We start from the raw sequence: 23757 nt of genomic DNA on the forward strand, positions 1-23757 counted from the left end.
ATGGGAAATGAAAATAGAAAAAATAAGTGGAATAACTTGTCTTTTTTTAACTATTATTTCCTGTATGGTGTCAATATTTACAAAAAGTTACTATATGCATGCTCTGTTTGTAGGATGGCTTTGTATGCTTTTAGCATATTTTGGTTTTATCAAACAGAGCATAATTTATTTTATGATATATAGTTTTACTACATTTTGGTTATTAAAAATGATACCTAGTGGTGTAGTTATAATTTCACCAATGCTTTTGGGAATGTTGTATAAATTCATAGTTCCAATCATGGCAGGATTTTTAACTTTTAAGATACCATCAGGAAAATTAATTTCAATATTTCACAAATTAATGTTGCCACGAAATTTTGTACTTATATTAACGGTAATTATTCGATTTGTACCAACAATTGCTGGGGAATTTAGAACAATAAAAGAAGCTATGAAAGTAAGGGGATTTACAGGTAACTTTTTTCATATTTTATCAAATCCTTTGAGGACTCTTGAATATGCTATAGTTCCTTTAATTTTTCGTTCTATAAAAGTAGGAGATGAATTATCAGCAGCAGCGATTGTTAGAGGAATTGAAAACCCAATAAAAAGGGATTCATATTATAGTAACAAGTTGTGTAAATTAGACATAATTATAATAACTGCAAGCTTTGTTTTATTTATATTATGTCTTATATGAGAGGTGCATCATTGAATAATAAACTGGAAATTAGGAAATTATCTTTTTCATATAATAGCAATAAAGATGAACAGTTGAAAGATATAAATTTAGACATTAAAGATGGTGAATGTTGTGTAATTATAGGTGAGTCTGGATGTGGAAAGTCTACTTTAACAAGGGCTATAAATGGATTAATTCCAAATTTTTACGAAGGAAATTTAGATGGAGAAGTATTTATTGATGGTAAATCTATCAGAAATTTAAAATCCTGGGAAATAGCAAAGTTAGTTGGTAATGTATTTCAAGATCCTAGAAGCCAATTTTTTGCCAATGAAGTTAATGGAGAAATTGCATTTGGACCGGAAAATTTGGGATATAAGCGTGATGAAATAATAAGAAGAGTAAATGAATCAACTGAGAAAATGAATATTGATAAATTGCTAAATAATAGGATATACAATTTATCCTATGGAATTAGGCAAAAAGTAGCAATTTGTTCAGCAAGAGCCATTGAACCATCTATTTATGTATTTGATGAACCATCTGCAAATCTTGATTTACAATCAATATATAAATTTTCAAAACTTGTAATGGACTTAAAAAAAGAAGGAAAAACTATAGTAATTGTTGAGCATAGGTTATTTTATTTAAAAGGAATAGCTGATAGGTATTTATTGATACAAAATGGATCTTTAATAAATAGTTATAAAGCAGAAGAATTTGAAAAAATCAGTTCAAAAGACTTAAATGCATTGGGCTTACGCTCAATAAATCTTAATGATATTGTTGTAGATGACCACAAAGTTAAAGAAAAAGAAATTAGTAGTGACAATTCTTTTGATTTTGAGGTGAAAAATATTAGTAAAAAATATAAAAATAATTTCGTACTAAAAGATGTGTCACTTAAATTTGATAGCAATGAGACTATTTCTTTAGTAGGAATAAATGGCACAGGTAAAAGTACGCTCGGTAAAATTTATTCTGGGATTCAAAATCAGACTGATGGGGAAATAAAGATAAATGGACACAAAGCTAATAAAAAGATGAGGTTAAGCAAAGTGTGGTATATTCCTCAAGATTTAGACTCTCAATTATTTGGGGAAGATTTGATGGATGAATTATTAACTGGGTTAAAAAATAGAGAAGATTATATCACGAAAGCAGAGGAACTTTTAAAAAAAGTTGGATTATTTGATATAAGAGATAAGCATCCAGCAACTTTATCAGGTGGTCAAAAACAGAGATTGGTTCTATGCGTAGCTATGTTGAGAGAAACACCTTTTATTATATTGGATGAGCCGACATCAGGGCTTGATTTCAGGAGTATGGATAAGGTGGGGAGATTAATCAAAGAGGAACAAAAAAAAGGAACAAAATTTTTGATAATTTCTCATGATATTGAATTTATAGCAAAGACGTGTGATAGACTTGTAAAACTAGAGAATGGGATAATAACAGAAGATTTTTATATTGATAATATAGGACAGCTGTTAAGAGCTATGGAGGCTAAATAATTTAGGAGGTGCGTAATGGAAGTTTTAAAAAAGCATATAGGACAAATTTTATCATCAGTTATTATTGCAGTAATTGGTGTTTTTTGTAGTGTTGTACCATATTTTGCTTTAGCTAAGATTACTCAAAATATAGCAATTAGTAATACAGATTTAGAATTCTATATAAGACCAATTTTGCTTATTTTAGGTGGGTTAATAGGAAGTGTTATTTTTCATGAGATTTCAACTTTAATTTCTCACAATTTAGCATTTCGCATAATAGAGGATGAGAGGAAGAAACTTGTAAGAAAAATTAATAGATTATCAATGGGAGAGATTGAAAAACGATCTAGTGGAGAATGGACTCAGTTTATGGTAGAAACTTTGAATAAAATTGAGCAACCGATAGCTCATGTTATTCCTGAAGTAATAGCTAATCTTATCATTCCAATCGCTTTAGTAGTTATTATTTTTATAATGGATTGGAGGATTGGAATTGCAAATCTTATTACATTACCACTAGGGGTGTTATTTTCAATTCTAATGATGGGTGGATATGAAGAAAAATCACGAAATTATCAAGAAGCTGCAAAAAACATGAATACAACAGCTGTTGAATATATTAGAGGTATTCAAGTTATAAAGGCATTCAATAAATCTGCATCATCATATGGAAAATTTGTAGATGCTGTAAATAGTAATAGAGACAGTATGCTAAATTGGTATTTAAGTGTTTGTTTCTATATGACAGCAGCAATGGAAGTTTTACCATCAACTTTATTATTTGTTTTACCAACTTCTTTATACTTGTATATGAATGGAAGTATTGAAGTAGGCAATCTAATAATGTGTGTTTTATTATCTTATGCCTGCTACAAACCTTTGATTAAAGCTATGAGTCATATGGATACTATGGCGAATGTAAGAGTTGTAATAGATGAAATAAAAAATGTTATGGAGTTACCAGAGTTAGAACGAGGTAATGGAGAGGAAAAAATAAGATCATACGATATTAATTTTGAAAATGTATGTTTTGCCTATAATGATAAGAAAAAAGTTTTTGATAACTTATCCTTTAGTGCAAAAGAAAATAAACTTACAGCTATTGTTGGTTATTCTGGCGGTGGAAAATCCACTATTGCTAAGCTAATTGCGGGATATTGGAACATTAATAAAGGGAAAATATCCGTAGGAAATGTAAATCTTAAAGATGTTTCTCTTGAAAAGAACATGGAACTTGTAACCTATGTATCACAAGAAAATTATCTATTTAGAAAAAGTATTATAGATAATATGAGAATGGCAAATCAAAATGCTAGTATTGAAGAGATAAAAGACGCTTGTAAAAAAGCTTCTTGTCATGACTTTATTATGAGTCTTCCTAATGGATATGAAACCATAATTGGAGAATCTGGGAGCAACTTGTCTGGAGGAGAGAGACAAAGACTTACAATAGCAAGAGCTTTGCTTAAAGATAGCCCAATAGTTTTATTAGACGAAGCTACAGCATATTCTGATCCAGATAATGAAGCTGAAATTCAAAAATCTATAGATGCATTAGTTGAAAATAAAACGGTTATTATGATTGCTCATAGGCTTTCTACAATAATAGGAGCCGATAAGATCATAGTATTAAACAATGGGGAAATTGAAGCAGAAGGAACTCATAAAGAACTTCTTGGAAAAAGTGAAACATATGCAAAAATGTGGAAATCACACATAAGTTTATCAAACGATAGGGGTGAGTAAATGAAAGAATTAATTCACAAGTTATATTGGGTCGCTGGAAAAGAATCTTCCAAAATTAGCAAGATGTTTTTCTTTGAAGTATTAAAAAGTATATTTGAAGGAATATCCCTTGGAGCTACAATGTTGCTTTTACTTAAAATATTTCAAAATATATTTGAAGGAAGAAATATTACACAAGAAGACATCTATGTCGTATTTGCAATAGCTCTACTAAGTGTAGTAGGGAAAATATTATCTAGTTATATGGCTGATAGAAATAAATACATCGCAACTTACAATATGGGAGCAGAAAATAGGCTATATATAGGTGATCAGCTAAAAAAAGTGAATATGGGATATTTTAGCAGTAATCGCCTTGGAAACATTTCAGGCGGATTAACCACAGTTATAGGTGAACTTGAAACCGTAGGAGTTAATATAATAGAAACTTTATTTGTGGGAGTAATTCAAACTATAATAATGGCGATATTTATGATTCCGTTTGATATAGTTACAGGTTCTATAATTTTAGGAACTTTATTCTTAGGAATGTTATGCAATGTTATCTTTCAAAAGAAATCAGATGAGTTGACTAAAAAATTACAAGCGTTGAAAATAAATCTAAACGCATCTACTTTAGAGTATGTTAAAGGTATTAGCGTCATTAAGTCGTTTGGAAAAAGTGGTGAAATGACTAAAGAATTGGACAGAGAGATTTATAAAAATAGAAGAGGCTTTATAAATGTTGAAAAAACTGTAGCACCTGCTGCTTTGATATTTCTAATTATATTTAAATTAGGGATTTGTCTTATTATATTTTCAGCTATTTATAGATTTTGTATAGGAGAAATTGATCACTATAAAGCTGTAATGCTTGTAGTATCTAGTTTTATTGTTTTTTCTGGTTTTGAAATGGCTGGAAGTATGCAAAACGTTAGGGGAATAGCTATACAAAACTTGGATTCAATTGCTAAACTTAGGAATTTACCAACAATTTCAGAAGGCACAAGAACAAGCTTTGAAAAAGGAGATATAAATCTAAAGGACGTTGACTTCTCATATGACGAACAGAATTTATTTAACCGTTTAAATTTAGATATTCCAAAAGGTAAGACTACAGCAATTGTAGGTGGTTCTGGAAGTGGAAAAACAACACTTTGTAATTTGATAGCTAGATTTTGGGATGTAGATTCTGGAGAAATATTGATTGATGATAATAACATAAAAGATTTTAGGTATGACAATCTGTTATCTAATTTCACTTTTGTTTTTCAAGATGTATATTTGTTTGATGACACTATAAAAAATAACATTAAGTTCGGAAATCCAGAAGCTAGTGATGAGGAAGTTATTAATGTTGCTAAGCAAGCACAGTGTCATGAATTTATTATGAAGTTGTCAGATGGTTATGACACAGTTTTACAAGAGGGTGGTTCAAATTTATCTGGAGGAGAGCGTCAGAGAATATCTATAGCAAGAGCTATGCTAAAACCAAGCAGAATTGTTATTCTTGACGAAGCTACTTCAAGTGTAGATCCAGAAAATGAACAACAACTTATAACTGCTTTAAACAATTTGTTAAAAGATAAAACTGTAATTGTGATTGCACATAAACTTGAAACTATTAAAAATGCTGATCAAATTGTTGTTATGGATAAAGGAAATATTGAAAGTATTGGTAAACATAAAGAGCTTATGGAAAAATCACACATATACAAGAGTTTTATTGAGAAAAGAGAAAAAGCTACTGGTTGGAAAATTGAATAAAATTTAATAGAGGATGATTTTATGAAACAAGATATGAAAGAACAATTATTAACAAAAAGACCTATAGATTTACTTTTTCAATTATCTGTCCCTGCTGTAATAGGAATGATAGTAATAGGTCTTTATCCACTAATGGATGGAATTTTTGCAGGAAATATTATAGGACAAACTGCAATGACAGCTTGTGGTGTAGCTATGCCACTTACCTTTTTTAATAGTGGAGTATCTACACTCATAGGTGTAGGTTCAGCATCAGTTTTATCAAGAGCTATAGGAAAGGGTGACCAAAAAACAGTTGATAAAATTATGGGGAATTTAATCTTTTGGGTTATTCTATTCTCATCAATTATTACAATAGGCGGAATTTTACTTGCACCACATTTTTTAGATATGGTTGGAGCAAGTGGAGAAATTAAAGAATATGGTATCAGATATTTACGAGTAATTTTCATTGGTTCTTTATTTGTAAACTTTACTCAATCAGCAAACATGGTTATGCGTGGAGAAGGATTAATGAAAAAAGCAATGCTCATTATGGGGATAGGGGCTTTTTTAAACATAATTCTTGATCCCATTCTAATGAAATTAATGGGAAAATACGCAATAGAAGGGGCTGCACTTGCAACTATTACAGCACAATTTGTTCAAGCAATAATAACACTCCATTACTTCAAATATAAAAGTAAAGCAGTAAAAATAAATAAAATCAAACCTGATCAGGAAATAAAAAAAGAAATGTTTGGCGTAGGGTCATCTGCTATGATGATGCAAATTTTATTTATGATTCAACAAACAATGCTATATAAAATGTCATTTAAATATGGCGGAGATACAAATGCTATCTTGATGGCAGCAACACTTAGAATATATGCCTTTTCATTCATTCCACTTTGGGGAATGAGTCAAGGTTTACAACCTGTAGTTGGTACAAATTTTGGAGCGAAAAAATACGACAGAGTAAAAGAAGCTATGAAAGTATTTTCTATCGGAGGATTAGTTCTTGCTTCAATATTTTGGATACCAGCATTAGCATTTTCAAAGAATATTCTTTCTTTATTTGGAGTAGAAGAAAGTATTATAACTCAGGGAATAGGGAACTTTAGACTATTTTATTCTATCTTTATCCTATATGGAGTAATGGTAATGACTATAACATTCTTCCAATCAATAGGAAACGCTAAAAAAGCCGGCATAATAGTAATGCTAAGACAGTTATTTTTATTCGTACCTGCCATGATTATTTTACCAATGATATTTGGAGTTAAAGCAGTATGGTTTGCAGAACCCCTTGTAGATTTAATTATGATAATAGCTGGTGTAGTAATGATGTTTGGGGAATTAAATAGGATGGATAAAATTAGTTTGAAAAATTCAAGTAATGAATAATAAGCAGGTTTATTTAAAAGAATGGAGGGAAATATGCAAATAAATATAATTAAATTACATTTACCTTTTTTCTTTGGTTTACGCTGTTTACAAGTTAGATAACTCAGTTAAAAAATTAAATACAATTACTATTAGAAAAAGAACACGGTTGGTCGCTTCTTCCAAAGCGTCATTATTCATCCATTTTAGCGAAGAATTTGGGTGAAATATATAATAAAAATACCTTGGGAACAATGCGTCTCCAAGGTATTTTTTTGTATAGGAGTTTGTACGCTGCTGTAACGGCGGGTTCTGCGAATCCCGCCGCCTATTTTTGTGTATTTGAAATATGTATGCAAACTAACAATGTTGCTTAAATACAATATCGAAACAAAACCATAAAATCCCAACCAATTCCAAATCTAAGGGACAACATTCTCTCCATCATTTTATTTCATTAAAGAAATTTTGTTTTTGGATAAACTCTTTAAAATTATCTTAATATATGTTAGAATATATTTCAGGAGGGTTTATATGATTAAAGTATATTCAGAAATCGGACCACTTAAAAAGGTCATTTTAAAAAGACCGGGGAAGGAACTCCTTAATCTTGAACCGGATATGCTCGAAGAGCTTTTGTTTGATGAAATTCCATATCTTGCACAAGCTCAAGAGGAACATGATGTTTTTGCACAAATTTTCAGAGACAACGGAACTGAAGTTTATTATCTCGAAGATTTAGCTGGTGAGGCAATAAAAGACGCTTCCGTCAAGGAAGAGTTTATAGATGAATTCATTAGAGAAGCTCATGTTGTCGATGAAAGAGAAATAAAGTTTTTAAAGGATTTACTTGGTGAACTTGAAGGAAAAGAATTGATAGAGCGTACTATGTCCGGCATAAGAAGAGAAGAACTTCCGAAATATGAAGCTGTGACTCTCTATGATTTTCTCGCAAAGGATGATTTTTTCATCACAAAACCTATGCCGAATCTATATTTTACAAGAGACCCGTTCGCACTTATGGGATCAGGTGTTTCTTTAAATAAGATGTGGAGCGACATAAGAAATAGAGAAACTATTTATGGTAAATATATTTTTAAATATAATAAAGCATTTAAAGATGTTCCGTTCTATTATGACAGGGAAGAAAAGTTTTCTATTGAAGGCGGCGACGAACTCGTGCTTTCAAAGGACTGTCTTGCTATCGGCATAAGCCAAAGAACTTCCGCAAAGGGACTCGAAACTTTTGCAAAGAGGGCACTTGAAATCGGTGAATTCAAAAAGGTTATGGCTTTTGTAATTCCGAAGAAGAGAGCTTTTATGCACCTCGACACTGTTTTCACAATGATAGACAGAGATGTTTTCACAGTCCACCCTGGTATTGAAGGGCCGCTCGAAGTTTTCGAAATAACAAAGCCGGGCGAAGATTTGAAGGTAAAGAGAATTGAACAAGATCTTAGAACGCTCCTTTCAAATGAACTTGGAACTGATGTAAAACTTATAAGATGTGCAGGGGGAAATCCTATAGATTCAAGACGTGAACAATGGTCTGACGGTTCGAACACTCTCGCAATAAAACCGGGAGAGGTTATCGTTTATGACAGAAATGATGTTACAAATGAAATATTGGACAAGGAAGGCGTCAAGCTTCATGTAATGAAATCCGGAGAACTCAGCCGTGGCCGTGGAGGCCCGAGATGCATGAGCATGCCGGTTGTAAGAGAAGATATATAGTGGATGTGAAGGGGACCGGTGACACATCGGTCCCTTTAATTTTAAGGAGAAAATATGGCAACAAGAAGAAATAGAGAAAAAACTTTGATGATACGTTTTTTTGTTTACATAGTATTATTGTATTATTTGTATGTGCTTTTTAAGACATCAATATTCAATAGATTTTTTTCGAACAACCTCATGAGAGGTCTTGTTTATGTGCCTTTTTCATCGGGCATGTTCAGTTTGGAATCTATTTCCACTTCGGTCGGCATAAGAAAACTTTTGGGTCCCGTTTTGATTTTTCTTCCGATGGGATTAATTTTGCCTCTCGCACACGACAAGACTAAAAAGTTTTGGGTCGTGCTATTAATTTCTGCTATTTTTAGTTTAGGAATTGAGATTTTGCAATATATTACAAAGACGGGTATAACGTCAATTGACGATTTTGTTTTAAACATTTTGGGGGCATCGCTCGGTTTTTTGGCATACCATTTGTTGAGGGAGGTTTTTATTTATGGTTAACATAAAAAATATAAAAAGAAATATATTAATTTATTTATTTGTATTTTTTTCGGTCGCAACTCCTTTTCAAATTGTATTAGCTGAAGGTGCAGACATTCCGGTTGTTGAGGGGCTCGAAATTCCTTACATGGTTTATGATAGAGCGGCGGGCGAGAGCATTGTAAAAAATATGGAAAATGAAAAAATTGCCATCGCATCAATCACAAAACTTATGACCGCATATTTGACATACGAGGCAATAAAAAACAATGAAATTGCAATGGACACAAAATACACATACACTCAGGAAGAACTCGATTTGTATCTTCGCGGTTCCGACGTGCCGATTGAAAGGGGAGCAACTCTCGATGTAAACGAGCTTCTACATCTTTTGCTTATTCGCTCGGCAAACAGCTCCGCACTCGCACTTTCCAAGGTGATTTCAGGAAGTGAGGCTGCATTTGTCGAAAAGATGAACCAAAAAGCTGCAGAACTCAAAATGAAAGACACGCATTTTATAAATTGCCACGGTCTTCCAATCATACAAACCGACGAGCAAAATATGTCGACGCTTGTTGATCTCAATATTCTCGTGAACAAACTTTTGGATGATTTTCCGGAAATTCTCGAGATTACAAAATTAAAGGAATACGCAATCGAGCGATTAAATTTGAAAACAGTTTCAACAAATCCGCTTTTGGGAACGGGAAGTGTTGACGGACTTAAAACGGGAACGACGACAAAGGCGGGGAGATGCCTTATTGCAACGACAACAGAAGATATGAGCGGAATAGACGGAAAAAGACGCGTTATTTCCTATGTGTTCGGTGCGGCAAACGACAAAGAGAGGGGCATTGTGAGTCTCGGGCTTTTAAATTACGCACTTGACAACTATGTTTACAAGCGAGTTGTAACGGGAAAAGAAAGATACAGTCTCGATCTTGACGGAATAAATTTTAAAAGTGATAAGATAGGACTTATGCCGAAAACGCAGTGTGATAAGCTTCTCAATGTGAACAGCACATACAAGCTCAGAATTGAGTATTTGGAGCCGGGAAAGGAAACAATTCCGGAGGGCGAGGTGCTCGGAAGCATAACACTCGTTGAAGATGGTAAGCCGATTGAAAAAATAGATTTGGTTACGACCGAAGAAGTAAAGAGAAGCGGTTTCTTTAAAAGACTTTGGAAAAAAATAAAATCAAAATTTTAGAGGTGGAAATGAAAGTTTTAGTTTTATATAATTCGGAAACGGGAAACACGAAAAAAGTCGCAGAGGCGATTTATGAAGAATTTAAAGGCGAAGCGAAGCTGATGGAGACGAAGTCGATAAAGGATATTTCCGAAATCGATGGATATGAATATATATTTATCGGATTTTTTGTGGACAAGGGCTATCCCGACGAACCGACAATGGAATTGTTGCCGAAATTGAAAGAGAAGAAGCTTGGACTCTTCTCGACACTCGGCGCATATCCTTATTCGATGCAGGCATTTCGAGTCTTTGCGAGAGCGGAAGAAGTGCTCGACAAGTCGAACAGAATTGAGGGCTGCTACATTTGTCAGGGGCGAGTGAGCGACGAAAGTTTAAAGAGAATTGCGGCACTTCCGCCGGACGATCCGAAGCGCTCGAAGAAGTCGACGCTTAGACGGGAAATAGGAATGAGTCATCCGGATTCGGAGGACCTTGAAAACGCGCGGAAGATTTTTAGAAATATTGTGGACAGAGATTTAAAAGGATTTTAACTGCAACTTTGATTGCAGTTTTTTTTATTATGCAATTGATTTATCGGAGCATTTGAAATTGAAATAGTATAGTGATATAATAGAATTGATAGGGAAATGTTATATTAGAAATACATAATTGCAAAATATTATGGAGTGGTTTTTATAAAAAAGGAGAAACAAATACCTAAATAGTTTTAGATGATTAATAAAAGGTGTTTAAAATCTACAATGTACAGATAATCCCTACAAGGGGTTTTGAGAAATATGGCGTTAAAACGTCACAAATTGAAAAAGTATTGAATAATTAATTTATACATGTTAACATAAAATTAACGATAGTGTATTAAAATGATTACAAAATAGGAGTTATTTATGAACGATAACTTAGATATTTATTATTTATCCGGATATGATATTTTAAAGAAAATGATAACAAATATGAAGTATGAAAAAAATATAAGGGTCAAAGATTTTAAATTTAAAGAATACGGAGAGGACTCTGTATTTTTAATTAATTCAGCATACATAGATTTTTTAAAAGAATTTATAAAAAGACATAATAAAAGAACGTATATATACAGCCACGGGTTTTCATATTATAGCTATATGAAGACAGAGACATTGGGAGCAAATTATTTTTATATAATAGATGATTATGAAGTTGTAAAAGAATTTTTAACTAAACTTGTCAAGTTAGAAGAAATAGATATAAATAGAGATAAAAATTTTTTAAGTTTTGAAGATATGGAACTTATAAAATATTATACAATGAGCGACGGCTTTAGTGACGTTGCTGAAAAGTTTTTCTATAGTCAGAAAGGCCTTTCATCCAAGTTCTCGCGAATTTATAAAAAACTTGGAATAAGAGGATTTAATCAGTTGTATATGGCAAGTATTAAAAGAGGTTTATTTTCTAGAGATGATTTCTTGCAATATTTGTTTTATACAAGTATTTCTTAGTAGGAGGTTAATATGGTATTTATTTAATATTTGATAAGTAGGTAAAGAATGAAGAAAATAGGAAATGTAAATAAAAAATTTAAGGAGGATTATATGAAAAATAATTTAATGAAATTTGTAGCTATTGTCTTAGCTATAACTATGTGTTTGCCAATTAGCGCAAGTGCATTTGAAGAAAAGAAAGAAGACGAAGAAATGTTGATGAGAGATGAGTATATGAAATTATTTATACTCGATTTAGACGAGTTATATGAACTTCGTGATTTTACAAAAGACTACAAGAATTCATTAAGATTCGGAGATGTTGACAGCTTAGCTAAATACATTGGAAGGCGTGTGCTTGAGAAAGCAGTTAAAAGAGTTTTTGGAAAAGAGGTAGCAGCAATTATAGATGGACTTGAAGCATTGTTTGTAGTTGCCAGATTTGAAGAAATCAGTCTTTTAAGAAAGGCTACAGAATACGGGCTGGAAGCTATAGAAAGAGCGATTGATGGGTACAAAAGTACAGAAGAATGGTTAAGTAGAAGAGTTATAGAAGTTGAAGTCGAATTTAGTGTGTATACAAACTGGAATTATCGTGATGTAGAATTTATTCAAGGCGGAGGAAATATCAAAAGAGTTCATGTAAGCGGTGGTTGGATCTCATCCGGAGCATTAAATGCACTAAAGGATAAGAAGAAGGTCAAGGATAGATAATTTAATTATATTTTTATTCTCTTATACACTAATTATATGTTTAGTGTATAAGAGAATAAATTTTTAATTTAAAGTAACGCATTTTAACAATAGTAGAAATAACATATTAAAATTTATAAGATGTTATGGTATATAAAAAAGGAGAAAATGTATGATATTAGTATTTGAAGACCCAGATACAATGAACAGAAGAGCATCTAGGTGGGAGATTATTATCGTTATATTTGTGTTGATTTATACCATCCATATGATTCTTTGCCCGAAAGGGTTTGTTTTTACATATAATGAAGCAGACGGAATATATTATGTGGAAACGGAAAATTTGAGATTGGATGATAGGAGATAGAGCTATGAATAAAGATATAATAGCTGCCGATATTAGATTATTATGTATTGGTTTTCTATACGCTTTCATTTTGTTTTTAATAACAAATTTCCACACGACTTTCAGGTCGAGAGTTGCGATTGCGGATGTGGAAACGGAAACGATAGAACTTAGCGAAAAAGAAATTGCAGATTTAAAAACTTTGACATACTATTACGACGCGACTTTGTCAAAGCCTACAAGCAAAGAGAGAGAAAAAAAGGATTGGATCGCTCCGGCAAACGATGCGCTTTTCAGCTCGGTTTTTACGGATATGGACACATTCTTTGAACTCAGAAAAAAATATATATTAAACAAGAAAAATCTTTCAAGGATAAATAATATAATAAAAAAAGCGATTGAAAACTACGATGGAAAGACTATGTCGACTATCAGTTTCGAATATAAGGGATACAAGTTTAAGTTTCCGATAAGTGTTGAGAGAAGTGTTTCAAGATAATGTGTAGTAAATTTAAGAAATCAATTGAATTCGTGATTGAAATTATTTTATGAGGAAGTTAAATGGAGAGTAACAGTTTTGAAAAATTAAAAATGAGGAATGAATGGCTTTTTAGGGATGCGAAAAAAGGATTAAATATTATATATATTCTATTGTCGCTTTTTTATCTAGCAAAACTTGTTTATTTTCTTTGGCAGCCGCTAAGGTTCAGTTACAAAAGTTATTTGAACTACCCGTTCTATGAAGTTGAAGTTTATAGGGATCCAACGAGGCATTTTTAATGATAAGAAAATTTTTAAAAGATATTATACCGAAAAGTTTTTATGCTTATCTTTTGATACTCTTTTTCTTTCTTTATGTTACAAATGCACCGGAAACTTTAAACGCGAGCCTTTATTTTAGAGATGTGGAGATGACGGGCGATGAGTATCGCGATTTGCTTCATGTGATTCTTTACTACAAAGAGATTTGTAAAAATGAATTAAGTGAAGAAAATATTGAAAAAAAGTGGATTGGTCCTAAGAACACAGAGCTTTTCAGCAACGCATTCACGGACAAAGATGTATTTTTGGAACTTCGAAAGAAAAACATATTGAACCGAAAAAATCTACAAGAAATGACGGAAATGATGGAAAAAGCGTGGTCACGTTATGACGGTGAAAAAATGTGTACAATAAGTTTTAATTACGATGGTTACGAGTTCAAGTTTCCATATTACCCTGATGACAAAATTAGATATTTGAAATAAATCTGTTGGAAAATCTCCGACAGATTTTTTGTTGTAAACATTTACAGCTTTAGTCATAACAAAACTATACATTATCGGGTATATTTAGTATATAAAGAGAATGTTTTTATTAAATTGGGTTTTATTTGTATAAATTTTACATAGTTTTAATATTTGAAGTTTATAATTTTATTGGATATAAAATGTAATTTATATGAGGTGGAATATGAGAAAAATCGCAATCATAGATATCGGTTCAAACACAATAAGGATGTCGCTTTTCAATGTGGAGGGCGAAGAATTTTACGAGCTTTTAAACAAAAAGACCACGGCAGGGCTTGCAAGTTATGTCAAAAAGGGTTTTCTTTCGAGAGACGGGATTGAAAAGCTTCTTAGAATTTTAAACGGTTTAATAAAGACGGCAAAGGTTTTGGGTTTTGAAGAGATAAAAATCTTTGCAACCGCATCTCTTAGAAATATTTTAAATATTGAAGAAGTGAAGGAAATTTTAAAGAGAGAGATTGACGAGCCGGTTGAGATTGTTTCGGGAGTTGACGAAGCCTATTTCGGTTATTTGGGAGTCAAGGAAAAGTACGATGTTTCAAGCGGACTTATCGTCGACATCGGCGGCGGTTCTACGGAAATCACCTCGATTGATGCGGGAAAGACGGTATACAACAATTCGATTCCGCTAGGTTCTTTAAATCTGTTTAAGAAATATAGCTCGGGGATTTTCATTCCGAAGAAAAGCATTAAAAGAGCGGAGAAATATGTCGTAAAAAAATTCGATCCGATTTACAGCGAGAATTTAAAAAGCGACGAACTTTATGGAGTCGGCGGAACAATAAGAGCGGTTTCTAATGTGATTATGGAGATGAAGTCGCTCCAATCAAACAAGATGATTAAGTCGGAGTTTGTTTTTGAGCTTTACGACAAATTGAAAAAGAAGGACAAAAAAACATATGAATATGTTTTGAAGGTTTCACCTGAAAGAGTTCACACAATTTTTCCGGGGACTATAATTTTGATGGAAATTTTAAGGATGTCCGAAGCGAAGACGGTTTATGTCTCGAAGTTCGGCGTTAGAGAAGGAGTTTTGACAAATTATTTGAGCGAGGGGAGAAAATGAGCGATATAGATTTAAATGCGAGAGAAAATTTGTATAAGAAGTTACCGAAGATGGAAACCTACACCCAAAACAGAGAACTGTCATGGCTAAAGTTCAACGAAAGAGTGCTTGAAGAGGCGACTATAAAAAATGTGCCGATTTACGAAAGACTCAAGTTCATTGCAATTTTCGTTTCGAATCTCAAGGAGTTTTTTATGGTTCGAATCGGAAGTCTTTCGGATCTTCAAAAACTTAAAGATCCGCCGCGCGATTCGCGCACGAATATGACGCCGGAAGAGCAACACGAAGCATGTTTGGATGCGGTGAGACGACTCTACGGTCTGAAGGACAATGTTTTTTTCGATGTGGAAAATGAGCTTAGAAAATACGACATTCAAAATGTTTCGTTTGAGGAGCTCACGGAAGATGAAAAGAAGTATGTGCTGAAACTTTTCAAATCGCGAATTGAGCCGATTTTAAGTCCGATGGTAATTGCAAGAAGTCACCCATTTCCATTTCTTGAAAACAATGAACTCTATATTACCTGCGAGCTGAAATCGCCTGTTGAAGAAAAAGGGACTTTCGGAATTTTAAATATTCCGGAAACGCTGCCGAAGTTTTTTAAGTTGGGCACCGAAGGCACGAGATATATTTTGACAGAAAATATAGTTTTAAATTTTTTGGACAAGCTCTATACGGAGTTTAAAATCGAGGACAAGTGCGTTATAAGCGCTACGAGAAACACTGACCTCACGATTGATGACGAGGAAGTCGGCGAGGAAGAGTATGTAACGCAGATGAGAAATATTTTGAAAAAAAGAAAGAGACTCGGATGCGTAAGGATGACTTCTTCAAAAGAGCTGAGTCCGAGAATGAAAAAATTTTTTATGTCAAATCTCGACATAAAAGAAAACGAAATTTTTGTCACAAAAACTCCGCTCAATATGGACTATGCTTTTAAACTTTCGAGCATAATCGACGAGGAGACTTTGAAAAAAGTTTCATATCCTCCATTTAAAGGCGGCCTTAACAGTGCGATAAAACCGACAGAACCGATTATTTCGCAAGTGATGGACAAGGACTTTCTCTTTTTCTATCCGTACGACAGCATGGAGCAGTTTATTAAGATTTTGGAAGAGGCGGCGAACGACCCGGATGTTTTATCCATAAAGATTACGATTTACAGGCTCTCGAAAAATTCAAAAGTTGTTCAAAATCTTGTGCGCGCAGCGGAAAATGGAAAAGATGTGACGGTTCTTATGGAGCTTCGGGCGAGATTTGACGAAAAGAACAATATCGACTACAGCGAAGAACTTTTCAATGCGGGCTGCAATGTTCTTTATGGTACGGAAGGTTTTAAAGTGCACTCTAAAATCTGCCTTATAACAAAAAGGGCGAAATCCGGAGAGCCTATTTATATAACGCAAATCGGAACGGGAAACTACAACGAGTCGACGTCGAAACTCTACACCGACATCAGCTTCGTCACATCGGACAAAGCGATTGGAGAGGATGCAACGCAGTTTTTTAAGAATATGTGTCTCGGAAAACTTGACGGCGTTTACAATAAACTTTTGCAGTCGCCGTCAACGGTAAGGTCATCGATCATAGATATGATTTTTGAGGAAATCGAAAAGGGAGCAAAGGGAAGAATCTTTATGAAGATGAACAGCTTCACTGACCGCGAAGTGATTCGTGCGCTTGCGCTCGCATCGATGATGGGTGTGCAAATACGACTCATGATAAGGGGAATTTGCTCAATCGTTCCGGGCATTCAGAATGTGACGGAAAATATAGAAGTTCGAAGCATTGTCGGAAGATTTCTCGAGCATTCGAGAATTTATAAATTCGGCGAGGGAAGTGATGAAAAAATCTACATCGGCTCCGCAGATATGATGACTAGAAATACAATTCGAAGAGTCGAGATTTTGACTCCGATTGAAGCACCGTATTTAAAAAACAGACTGAACGGATTTATCGAAAGACAATGGAAAGACACCGAAAACGCAAGGCGTTTAAAAAACGACGGTCAATATGATATAATATATAGAGAAGTTTCTGAAGTGCCATTTAATTCGCACAAGAAAGAGATGGAAATAAGCATGAACGGCAAATATGAGGAGCCGGTCAAGCTCAGTTTCATAGAGAAAATCACTAAATTTCTGAGAGATGAAGGGTGGATCAGATGAGGATAAAACTCGAAAATATTACGAAGATTGACAAAGCGGACGTTGTTGTCGACGGAATAACCGTCATTGCCGGCGAAAACAGTTCGGGAAAGAGTACGGTCGGACGTGTGCTTTACAGCATTTTCGACTGTGGACGAAAGCCAACGGGCGAGATGATAGAAAATAGAATTTCGGACGAATTTAACGGTGCGGTTTACAATTTCAATGCAAAAAATGACGGTAAGATAATTTTTTCGGCGGAACATATTGAAGGGGAAATCGATGTGACGGAGTCGAAAATCGAGGCGAGAATTGATGGAGAAAACAATTATCACTCGATTTATCTTGACGACCCGCATATTTTGGACGTGCCGATGAATTCAATTGAACATTTGGAATCGTTTTATCCGAAACACAGAATCGATTTGCAAAAAAAGCTAGTTTCAAAAAACAAAACTGTCGACGGGAGCGAAATTCCCGGACGAATTTATGAAAAAGTTGAGGGAACGCTCGCCGAAAGGGATGGACGTTTTTGGTATGAAACAAAAAACAAAAAGACTGTGGACATAAGAAACACCTCGTCGGGAGTGAAGACGCTTTTGATTGTTGCACGCTTGATTGAAAACGGTTGGATTGATGAAAATACTATTATAGTTTTGGACGAGCCGGAAATTCATCTTCATCCGGAGTGGCAACTCTTTTTTGCAAAAATCATTGTCGAGATAAATAAAACGATGAAGAGCAAAATTGTTTTAAACACGCACAGCCCGTATCTTTTGAATGCAATCGAAGTATATTCCGAGAAAAATGATATTTATAAAAATTTGAAATTCTATTTCAGCGAAAATGAGGGGAATTTCGCAATAATAAGAGACTATACCGAAAACGTCGAGAAGATTTATAAGAAACTTGTAAATCCGTTTTTAAAACTTGACGATGAGGCATATCGAGATGAATAATTTATTTAAAAAACATCTACGTACTTTGAAACTCATCTCCGTGGACAACCACAACCCTTCCGATGTCGAATATATGACTGAGTCGGAATATGTTGCGATTGATTTCGATGCGGTTAAGGACGACTACGTGATGAGACTCGACACTTATGTAAATCCGAAAAGCATCGATGCGCTCGTTTTTCACGAAAACCACGCGACAATGATTGAATTTAAAAACGGCATTGTGGATAAGGCTTTAATAAACTCGATCATTGACAAGATGCTAAATTCCGTGATTATGTACACGGACATCACGGGCGAAACAATTGCACACTCGAGAGAAAATGTGGATTTTATTCTCGTTTATAACTACGAGAAAAATCCGTTCAATATAAAAGAATATCGCCAAAACAGATACAGAGATGCATTTGTTCGAAAACTTTCCGACAAGGCGAAGGAGAGATACACACAATTCGGACTCGCAAGATATGAGGGTTACATCTTCAGACATGTCTACACATACTCAAAGCGTGATTTTAAAAATGAATTTACTGATAAACTCGAAGACCAATAGCCGATTGGTCTTTTATTATTTTACAAAATAAGTTATAATGTATAAGAGGTGAAATATTTTGAAACTTGGTATTGTAGGGCTTCCAAATGTTGGAAAGAGTACCCTTTTTAATGCAATTACAAATAATAAGGCGGATGCACAAAACTATCCGTTCTGTACGATAGACCCGAACGTCGGTGCGGTAAACGTTCCGGACGAAAGGCTCGATGTGCTTTCAAAGCTTAACAATTCTAAAAAGATTGTGCCGGCAGTTATTGAATTTTACGACATTGCCGGGCTCGTCAGAGGTGCGAGCAAGGGAGAAGGGCTCGGAAATAAATTTTTGAGCCACATAAGAAGCGTGGATGCAATTGTTCACGTTTTAAGAGCATTTGATGACGAAAACATTGTGCACGTCGACGGAAGTGTCGACCCGGTTCGTGACATCGAAACGATTGACACTGAACTTTTACTTGCGGATATGCAAATGATTGAAAATATTCTTCCGAAGTTCGAAAAGCAAGCGAGAGCAGACAAGAGTCTCAAATCGGAGCTTGAAGTTTTGGAAAAAGTAAATGAATGTTTGAACAACACGAAGCCGGTGAGAAGTCTCGGATTAAATGAAGATGAAAAGAAAGTTTTGGCGGGCTACCAATTTTTGACTGCAAAACCGCTCATTTATGTTGCAAATGTGAGCTACGATGATTTGGTTTCGGGCGACAACAAATATGTCGATGCAATCAGAGAATACGCTTCAAATACGGGCGAAGAAGTTTTGACTGTCTCCGTAAAAATCGAAGAAGAGCTGAGCGAACTTTCAAATGATGAAAAGAAAGAGTTCTTGAGCGAAATGGGTCTAAAGGAATCGGGACTCGACAAACTTGTCAAGGCAAGCTACAAAACGCTCGGACTCATGAGCTTTTTGACCACAGGTGAACAGGAAACAAGAGCTTGGACAATCAAGCAAAACACAAGGGCACAAGACGCTGCAGGAAAGATTCACTCGGACATCGCACGCGGATTTATTCGTGCGGAAATCGTGAACTACGACACTCTTGTCGAACTCGGCGGTTCGCTTGTTAAGGCGAGAGAAGAAGGAAAAGTTCGTCTCGAAGGCAAGGACTACATCATGCAGGAAGGCGACGTCGTTCTCTTCAGGTTTAATGTTTAATGAAAAGAAAATTTTTAGTATTATTGTGCACGATTTCGGTTATTTTTTCGGGATGCAGTATCGTTGAGGAATACGGCAGAGGAACGCTTGAAAATAAAGAGATAAAAAAAGCGGACGAGATGTCACCGATTTTGGATGACGAAAATGACGTGACTGACGGCGAAGCAAATGATGAATCAAATGTAGATACAAATGTGGATTCAAATTCAGATTCGAAAGAAACCGCAAAAGCCGATGTTGAAACGCCGAAAAAAGACGAAACCACGACAAATGAATCGAAAGAAGATAAAAAATCCGAAGTTCAAACTAAAAAAGAAACCGAGGAAAAGAAATCTGAAGACTCGAAAAAAGATGAAAAGTCGGATGTAGAGAATAAAAAGACTGACGACAAAACAACTGATAAGAAGGCCGACGAAAAGAAAAATGTAAACAAGGATACAAATAAAGCGGCCGACAAAAATGAGGATAAAAAAGATGAAACTGTAGATTTGGTTTCGTCAAAAAAAGACGACACTCCTGCAGAACCGGTCAAAAACGAAGAACCGGTCAAAAAGGAATCGGGCGACTATGCTTCGCTTTCAAACGAAAAAGCGGGTTGGTGGTTCAATCCGAAAAAGGCAGGTGGAAACGGCAAGAGCACAATTCCTGAAAAGACGTCAAATCTTTTAAACAAATACAACGGAATCTGGCAGGCGAAAACCGACGAGAAAGTACTGTATCTCACGTTCGACGAGGGTTATGAATTTAACAACAACACCGCGAAAATTTTGGACACACTAAAAGCGAAAGGTGTAAAGGCAGCGTTTTTCGTCACGGGAGCATATGTAAAATCGAATCTCGACCTTGTGAATCGAATGGCGAACGAGGGACATCTCGTTTGCAACCACTCGGTCAACCACTTGAACCAAGTTGAGGCGATAAAAAATCCGAAAAAGCTCGAGGACGATATTACGGGTCTTCAAACTCTTTACAAAGAGAAAACAGGAAACAATCTTGCAAGTTTTATGAGACCGCCGGAAGGTGTCTACAGCGAAAGAACGCTCAAATTTATAAACGATATGGGCTATCGACCTGTGTTTTGGAGCTTCGCATACAAAGACTGGCTACGCGACAATCAACCCGACAAAAAATTCGCAATTGAAAAAATAACCGGACAATTTCATCCGGGAAGCGTACTTCTTTTGCACGCCGTTTCAAACACAAACGCGGAGATTTTGGGAGAGATTATTGACAAAGCTGTGAATATGGGTTATAGATTCGGAAGCTTATACGAATTGTAAAATACACTGACATTTGAAATTGAAAATTTCAAGTGTCAGTTTTTTATTAGACAAATTTTATTGGGTAATATATAATATATGTAAATAAAGCGGCGAGGAGGCAATATGAAATTCATAATTAAGAATCTCTCGAAAAGTTATGGCGACAAAGAAGTTTTAAAAGACTTGTCATACACTTTTGAAAAGGGAAAAATTTATAGTGTCATAGGCAGAAACGGAACCGGGAAGACAACGCTTTTTCATTGTTTAAACGGCGAGGAAAAGTATGAGGGCCCGGTGCCTCAGATCGAAGATGACGGAGTTATTCGAGAATTAAAAGAGGAGGACATATATCTTGTAAGCGATTCTCCGATTTTGCCGGAGTTTTTGACGGGAAGGGAATTTATCGACGCATTTGTTAAACTCAATAAAAACGCTGACCACAGTCTCGACACGGAAAAGCTTTTCGATTTGTTCAATATAAATGAAAGCGATAGAAATGTACTTATTAGAGAATATTCTTTCGGCATGAAAAACAAAGTGCAACTTATGTGTGCGTTTATTTTAAAACCGAAAATTATTCTTTTGGACGAGCCGCTCAGCTCTTTCGACATAATCGTTAGCCACGATATAAAAGAAATGCTGATTTCAATGAAGAGCGAGCACATAATAATTATGTCGACGCATATTGTTCAGCTTGCAACGGATGTGAGCGATGAACTTGCGATTTTGAAGGACAAAAAGCTGAACGTTGCACACTACGATGGAGACAGAAGCGATTTGAAAGCATTTGAAGATTATTTGATAGGGGAAATATAATGTTTTATGAATTGCGTTCTCTAAAACAATTGATGAGTACAAATGCTTTTATCAACTTTTTGTCGAAGTTGCCGGGTTTAAAAATTCTTTCATTTAAAAAGCTTTATAAAAACACAGGACTCAAAAATATTCTTGCGGGTTTCGGGTTTTTATTCGAGCTTATAAAAGAAACAATTCTGCCGTCGATTTTTACGGCATTGATATTCTGGCGTTTGTTCGTTCGACTCGGCATCGACAATATATCGGTAAAACTTTTGTCTTATATTTTGATTGCGGTCATAGCATCAAAGATATCGAAGCCGACTTTTTTGATACACAATGAAGACGACTATATATTTTTGAATTTGTTTTCAATAAACTCAAGGGTTTATTATTTAAATAAAATTTTTACGAACATCGTGATTTCGATTTTGGCAAATTTTCCGGCGACATATTATGTGTTCCAAGATTTGGGAATCGCCCTGAAATTAGCGGTTCTAAATTTGGCGTCGATGCTTCTTGTAAATATGATATATTTAACTTATATCAAAAAAAGAGAGACTCTTCCGAAATCTGAAATCAGAGCCCTCATCTCTGCATTATTTGTCATTCTCGGCGGTTTAGTAATATTTTTTAGAGTTGATTTAAATCTCGACGACAAAATTTTGAACATTCTTGCAATAGCTTCTGCTGTTATTTCAATTTTAGGAATAGCATTTATTTTAAAATATAAAAACTATCCAGCACTAAAAAGGATTACCGCAAATTCATCGGGACAAGTTGTTAAGATGAGTGTAAGCACGGCGATTAACGAAGACAGCTCGAAATATCTTGTGTCCGATGCGGAAGAAATTCAAAATTTTCAAAACAAATACAAAGATGTCGATCCGGCGAAATATATCGACATGGCATTTTTCAGTAGATATAGGAAAGTTTTCATAAAAAATCTAAGGGGCAATTTTTCGGGGAGCATCGCCATACTCATAATTTATTCAATCGCTATAAAGATTGGAATTATAAAAAAGCCTGAAAGCTTTTCGGAAATAAGCGGACTTGCGATTGCATTTGCAGTCGGTACGGGATATTCTGCAGCGCTTCTTCAAATGTGTTTTAGAAATGTGGACAGAATACTTTTGAAAAATAAAATTTTGACCGAAAAGGGGCTCTATGAATCGCTCAAATATCGTATAAGAATGCTTATAAAATCCAGCTTTTTTGATTTACTGAGTGTAGGATTGGGATTTTTGATTTTAATATTTTTAAACGGTTTGAAATTTGAACCTGTTGAGTTTGCGAGAATTATGGCTGCATATTTGGCGATGATGGCAAGCATGGGACTTGTTGAAATTATGGTTTATTATATTTTCTCGCCTTATTCAGCGGAGCTCAATGTAAAATCTCCGGCATATAAAGTTGTGAGATTTATTAGCGGACTTGTTTTTGCACTCTTCATTTTAAAAAATTCAAATATATTAAATATCGAAAAATATATTTATATTGCATTCGGAGTAACTGTGCTGATATTTTTATTCGCAAAGAAATATTTTATTCGCACTTTCAGACTCAGATACTAATCATTTTATGCAAACTCATTTT

The 23757-nt window shown here is 34.6% G+C and carries 23 protein-coding genes; all 23 read left to right on the plus strand.

What is annotated here, in order from left to right; genetic code table 11:
- Positions 1–7: 7 nt before the first annotated feature.
- A complete protein-coding gene (locus tag C7381_RS01110) occupies positions 8–682 on the plus strand; it encodes an energy-coupling factor transporter transmembrane component T family protein (protein ID WP_000687642.1) in 675 nt (224 codons plus the stop codon).
- Positions 670–2178, plus strand: a complete 1509-nt coding sequence (locus C7381_RS01115; RefSeq protein ID WP_116479588.1) for an ABC transporter ATP-binding protein — start codon at positions 670–672, stop codon at positions 2176–2178. Before C7381_RS01110 ends, C7381_RS01115 begins: the two co-directional genes overlap by 13 nt.
- Before the next feature lie 15 nt (positions 2179–2193).
- Positions 2194–3906 carry an ABC transporter ATP-binding protein gene (locus tag C7381_RS01120; protein WP_007891092.1) on the plus strand — a complete coding sequence of 571 codons (1713 nt, stop codon included), beginning with the start codon at positions 2194–2196 and terminating at the stop codon, positions 3904–3906.
- Positions 3907–5652, plus strand: a complete 1746-nt coding sequence (locus C7381_RS01125; RefSeq protein WP_006701969.1) for an ABC transporter ATP-binding protein — start codon at positions 3907–3909, stop codon at positions 5650–5652.
- 21 nt (positions 5653–5673) lie between these two features.
- Positions 5674–7038, plus strand: coding sequence for an MATE family efflux transporter (locus C7381_RS01130; protein WP_116479589.1), 1365 nt, complete (start codon positions 5674–5676; stop codon positions 7036–7038).
- Positions 7039–7551: 513 nt separating this feature from the next.
- Complete coding sequence (arcA, locus tag C7381_RS01135; RefSeq protein WP_116479590.1) at positions 7552–8751, plus strand: arginine deiminase; 1200 nt, start codon at positions 7552–7554, stop codon at positions 8749–8751.
- 54 nt (positions 8752–8805) lie between these two features.
- Positions 8806–9255 (plus strand): VanZ family protein, encoded by a 450-nt coding sequence (locus C7381_RS01140; RefSeq protein ID WP_116479591.1) that lies wholly within the window; start codon positions 8806–8808, stop codon positions 9253–9255.
- A complete protein-coding gene (locus C7381_RS01145) occupies positions 9248–10444 on the plus strand; it encodes a D-alanyl-D-alanine carboxypeptidase family protein (protein ID WP_116479592.1) in 1197 nt (398 codons plus the stop codon). The genes C7381_RS01140 and C7381_RS01145 overlap by 8 nt, the downstream gene beginning before the upstream one ends.
- 8 nt (positions 10445–10452) lie before the next feature.
- Positions 10453–10977, plus strand: coding sequence for a flavodoxin family protein (locus tag C7381_RS01150; RefSeq protein WP_133240913.1), 525 nt, complete (start codon positions 10453–10455; stop codon positions 10975–10977).
- Positions 10978–11331: 354 nt separating this feature from the next.
- Entirely contained in the window at positions 11332–11919 is a 588-nt protein-coding gene (locus C7381_RS01155; RefSeq protein ID WP_116479594.1) for a hypothetical protein, read from the plus strand.
- Between the two features lie 108 nt (positions 11920–12027).
- Positions 12028–12615, plus strand: a complete 588-nt coding sequence (locus C7381_RS01160; protein WP_133240914.1) for a hypothetical protein — start codon at positions 12028–12030, stop codon at positions 12613–12615.
- Between the two features lie 151 nt (positions 12616–12766).
- Positions 12767–12961: a hypothetical protein gene (locus C7381_RS01165; protein ID WP_116479596.1), complete on the plus strand. Its 195-nt coding sequence runs from the start codon at positions 12767–12769 to the stop codon at positions 12959–12961.
- 4 nt (positions 12962–12965) lie between these two features.
- Positions 12966–13439 carry a hypothetical protein gene (locus C7381_RS01170; RefSeq protein ID WP_116479597.1) on the plus strand — a complete coding sequence of 158 codons (474 nt, stop codon included), beginning with the start codon at positions 12966–12968 and terminating at the stop codon, positions 13437–13439.
- A gap of 62 nt (positions 13440–13501) precedes the next feature.
- Positions 13502–13720 carry a hypothetical protein gene (locus C7381_RS01175; protein ID WP_116479598.1) on the plus strand — a complete coding sequence of 73 codons (219 nt, stop codon included), beginning with the start codon at positions 13502–13504 and terminating at the stop codon, positions 13718–13720.
- Complete coding sequence (locus C7381_RS01180) at positions 13720–14187, plus strand: hypothetical protein (protein ID WP_116479599.1); 468 nt, start codon at positions 13720–13722, stop codon at positions 14185–14187. The genes C7381_RS01175 and C7381_RS01180 overlap by 1 nt, the downstream gene beginning before the upstream one ends.
- A gap of 205 nt (positions 14188–14392) precedes the next feature.
- Positions 14393–15295, plus strand: a complete 903-nt coding sequence (locus C7381_RS01185; RefSeq protein WP_165803545.1) for a Ppx/GppA phosphatase family protein — start codon at positions 14393–14395, stop codon at positions 15293–15295.
- Positions 15292–17463 carry a polyphosphate kinase 1 gene (gene ppk1, locus C7381_RS01190; RefSeq protein WP_116479601.1) on the plus strand — a complete coding sequence of 724 codons (2172 nt, stop codon included), beginning with the start codon at positions 15292–15294 and terminating at the stop codon, positions 17461–17463. The genes C7381_RS01185 and ppk1 overlap by 4 nt, the downstream gene beginning before the upstream one ends.
- Positions 17460–18401, plus strand: a complete 942-nt coding sequence (locus C7381_RS01195) for an AAA family ATPase (RefSeq protein ID WP_116479602.1) — start codon at positions 17460–17462, stop codon at positions 18399–18401. The genes ppk1 and C7381_RS01195 overlap by 4 nt, the downstream gene beginning before the upstream one ends.
- Positions 18394–18954 carry a hypothetical protein gene (locus C7381_RS01200; protein WP_116479603.1) on the plus strand — a complete coding sequence of 187 codons (561 nt, stop codon included), beginning with the start codon at positions 18394–18396 and terminating at the stop codon, positions 18952–18954. Before C7381_RS01195 ends, C7381_RS01200 begins: the two co-directional genes overlap by 8 nt.
- 58 nt (positions 18955–19012) lie before the next feature.
- Positions 19013–20104, plus strand: a complete 1092-nt coding sequence (gene ychF, locus C7381_RS01205) for a redox-regulated ATPase YchF (RefSeq protein ID WP_034546292.1) — start codon at positions 19013–19015, stop codon at positions 20102–20104.
- Entirely contained in the window at positions 20104–21384 is a 1281-nt protein-coding gene (locus tag C7381_RS01210; protein WP_116479604.1) for a polysaccharide deacetylase family protein, read from the plus strand. Before ychF ends, C7381_RS01210 begins: the two co-directional genes overlap by 1 nt.
- A gap of 105 nt (positions 21385–21489) precedes the next feature.
- Positions 21490–22182, plus strand: a complete 693-nt coding sequence (locus C7381_RS01215) for an ATP-binding cassette domain-containing protein (protein ID WP_116479605.1) — start codon at positions 21490–21492, stop codon at positions 22180–22182.
- Positions 22182–23735 (plus strand): hypothetical protein, encoded by a 1554-nt coding sequence (locus tag C7381_RS01220; RefSeq protein WP_116479606.1) that lies wholly within the window; start codon positions 22182–22184, stop codon positions 23733–23735. The genes C7381_RS01215 and C7381_RS01220 overlap by 1 nt, the downstream gene beginning before the upstream one ends.
- The last annotated feature ends 22 nt before the right edge of the window (positions 23736–23757 follow it).

Source organism: Ezakiella coagulans (genome assembly GCF_003096635.1).
Taxonomy (GTDB): Bacteria; Bacillota; Clostridia; order Tissierellales; family Peptoniphilaceae; genus Ezakiella; species Ezakiella coagulans.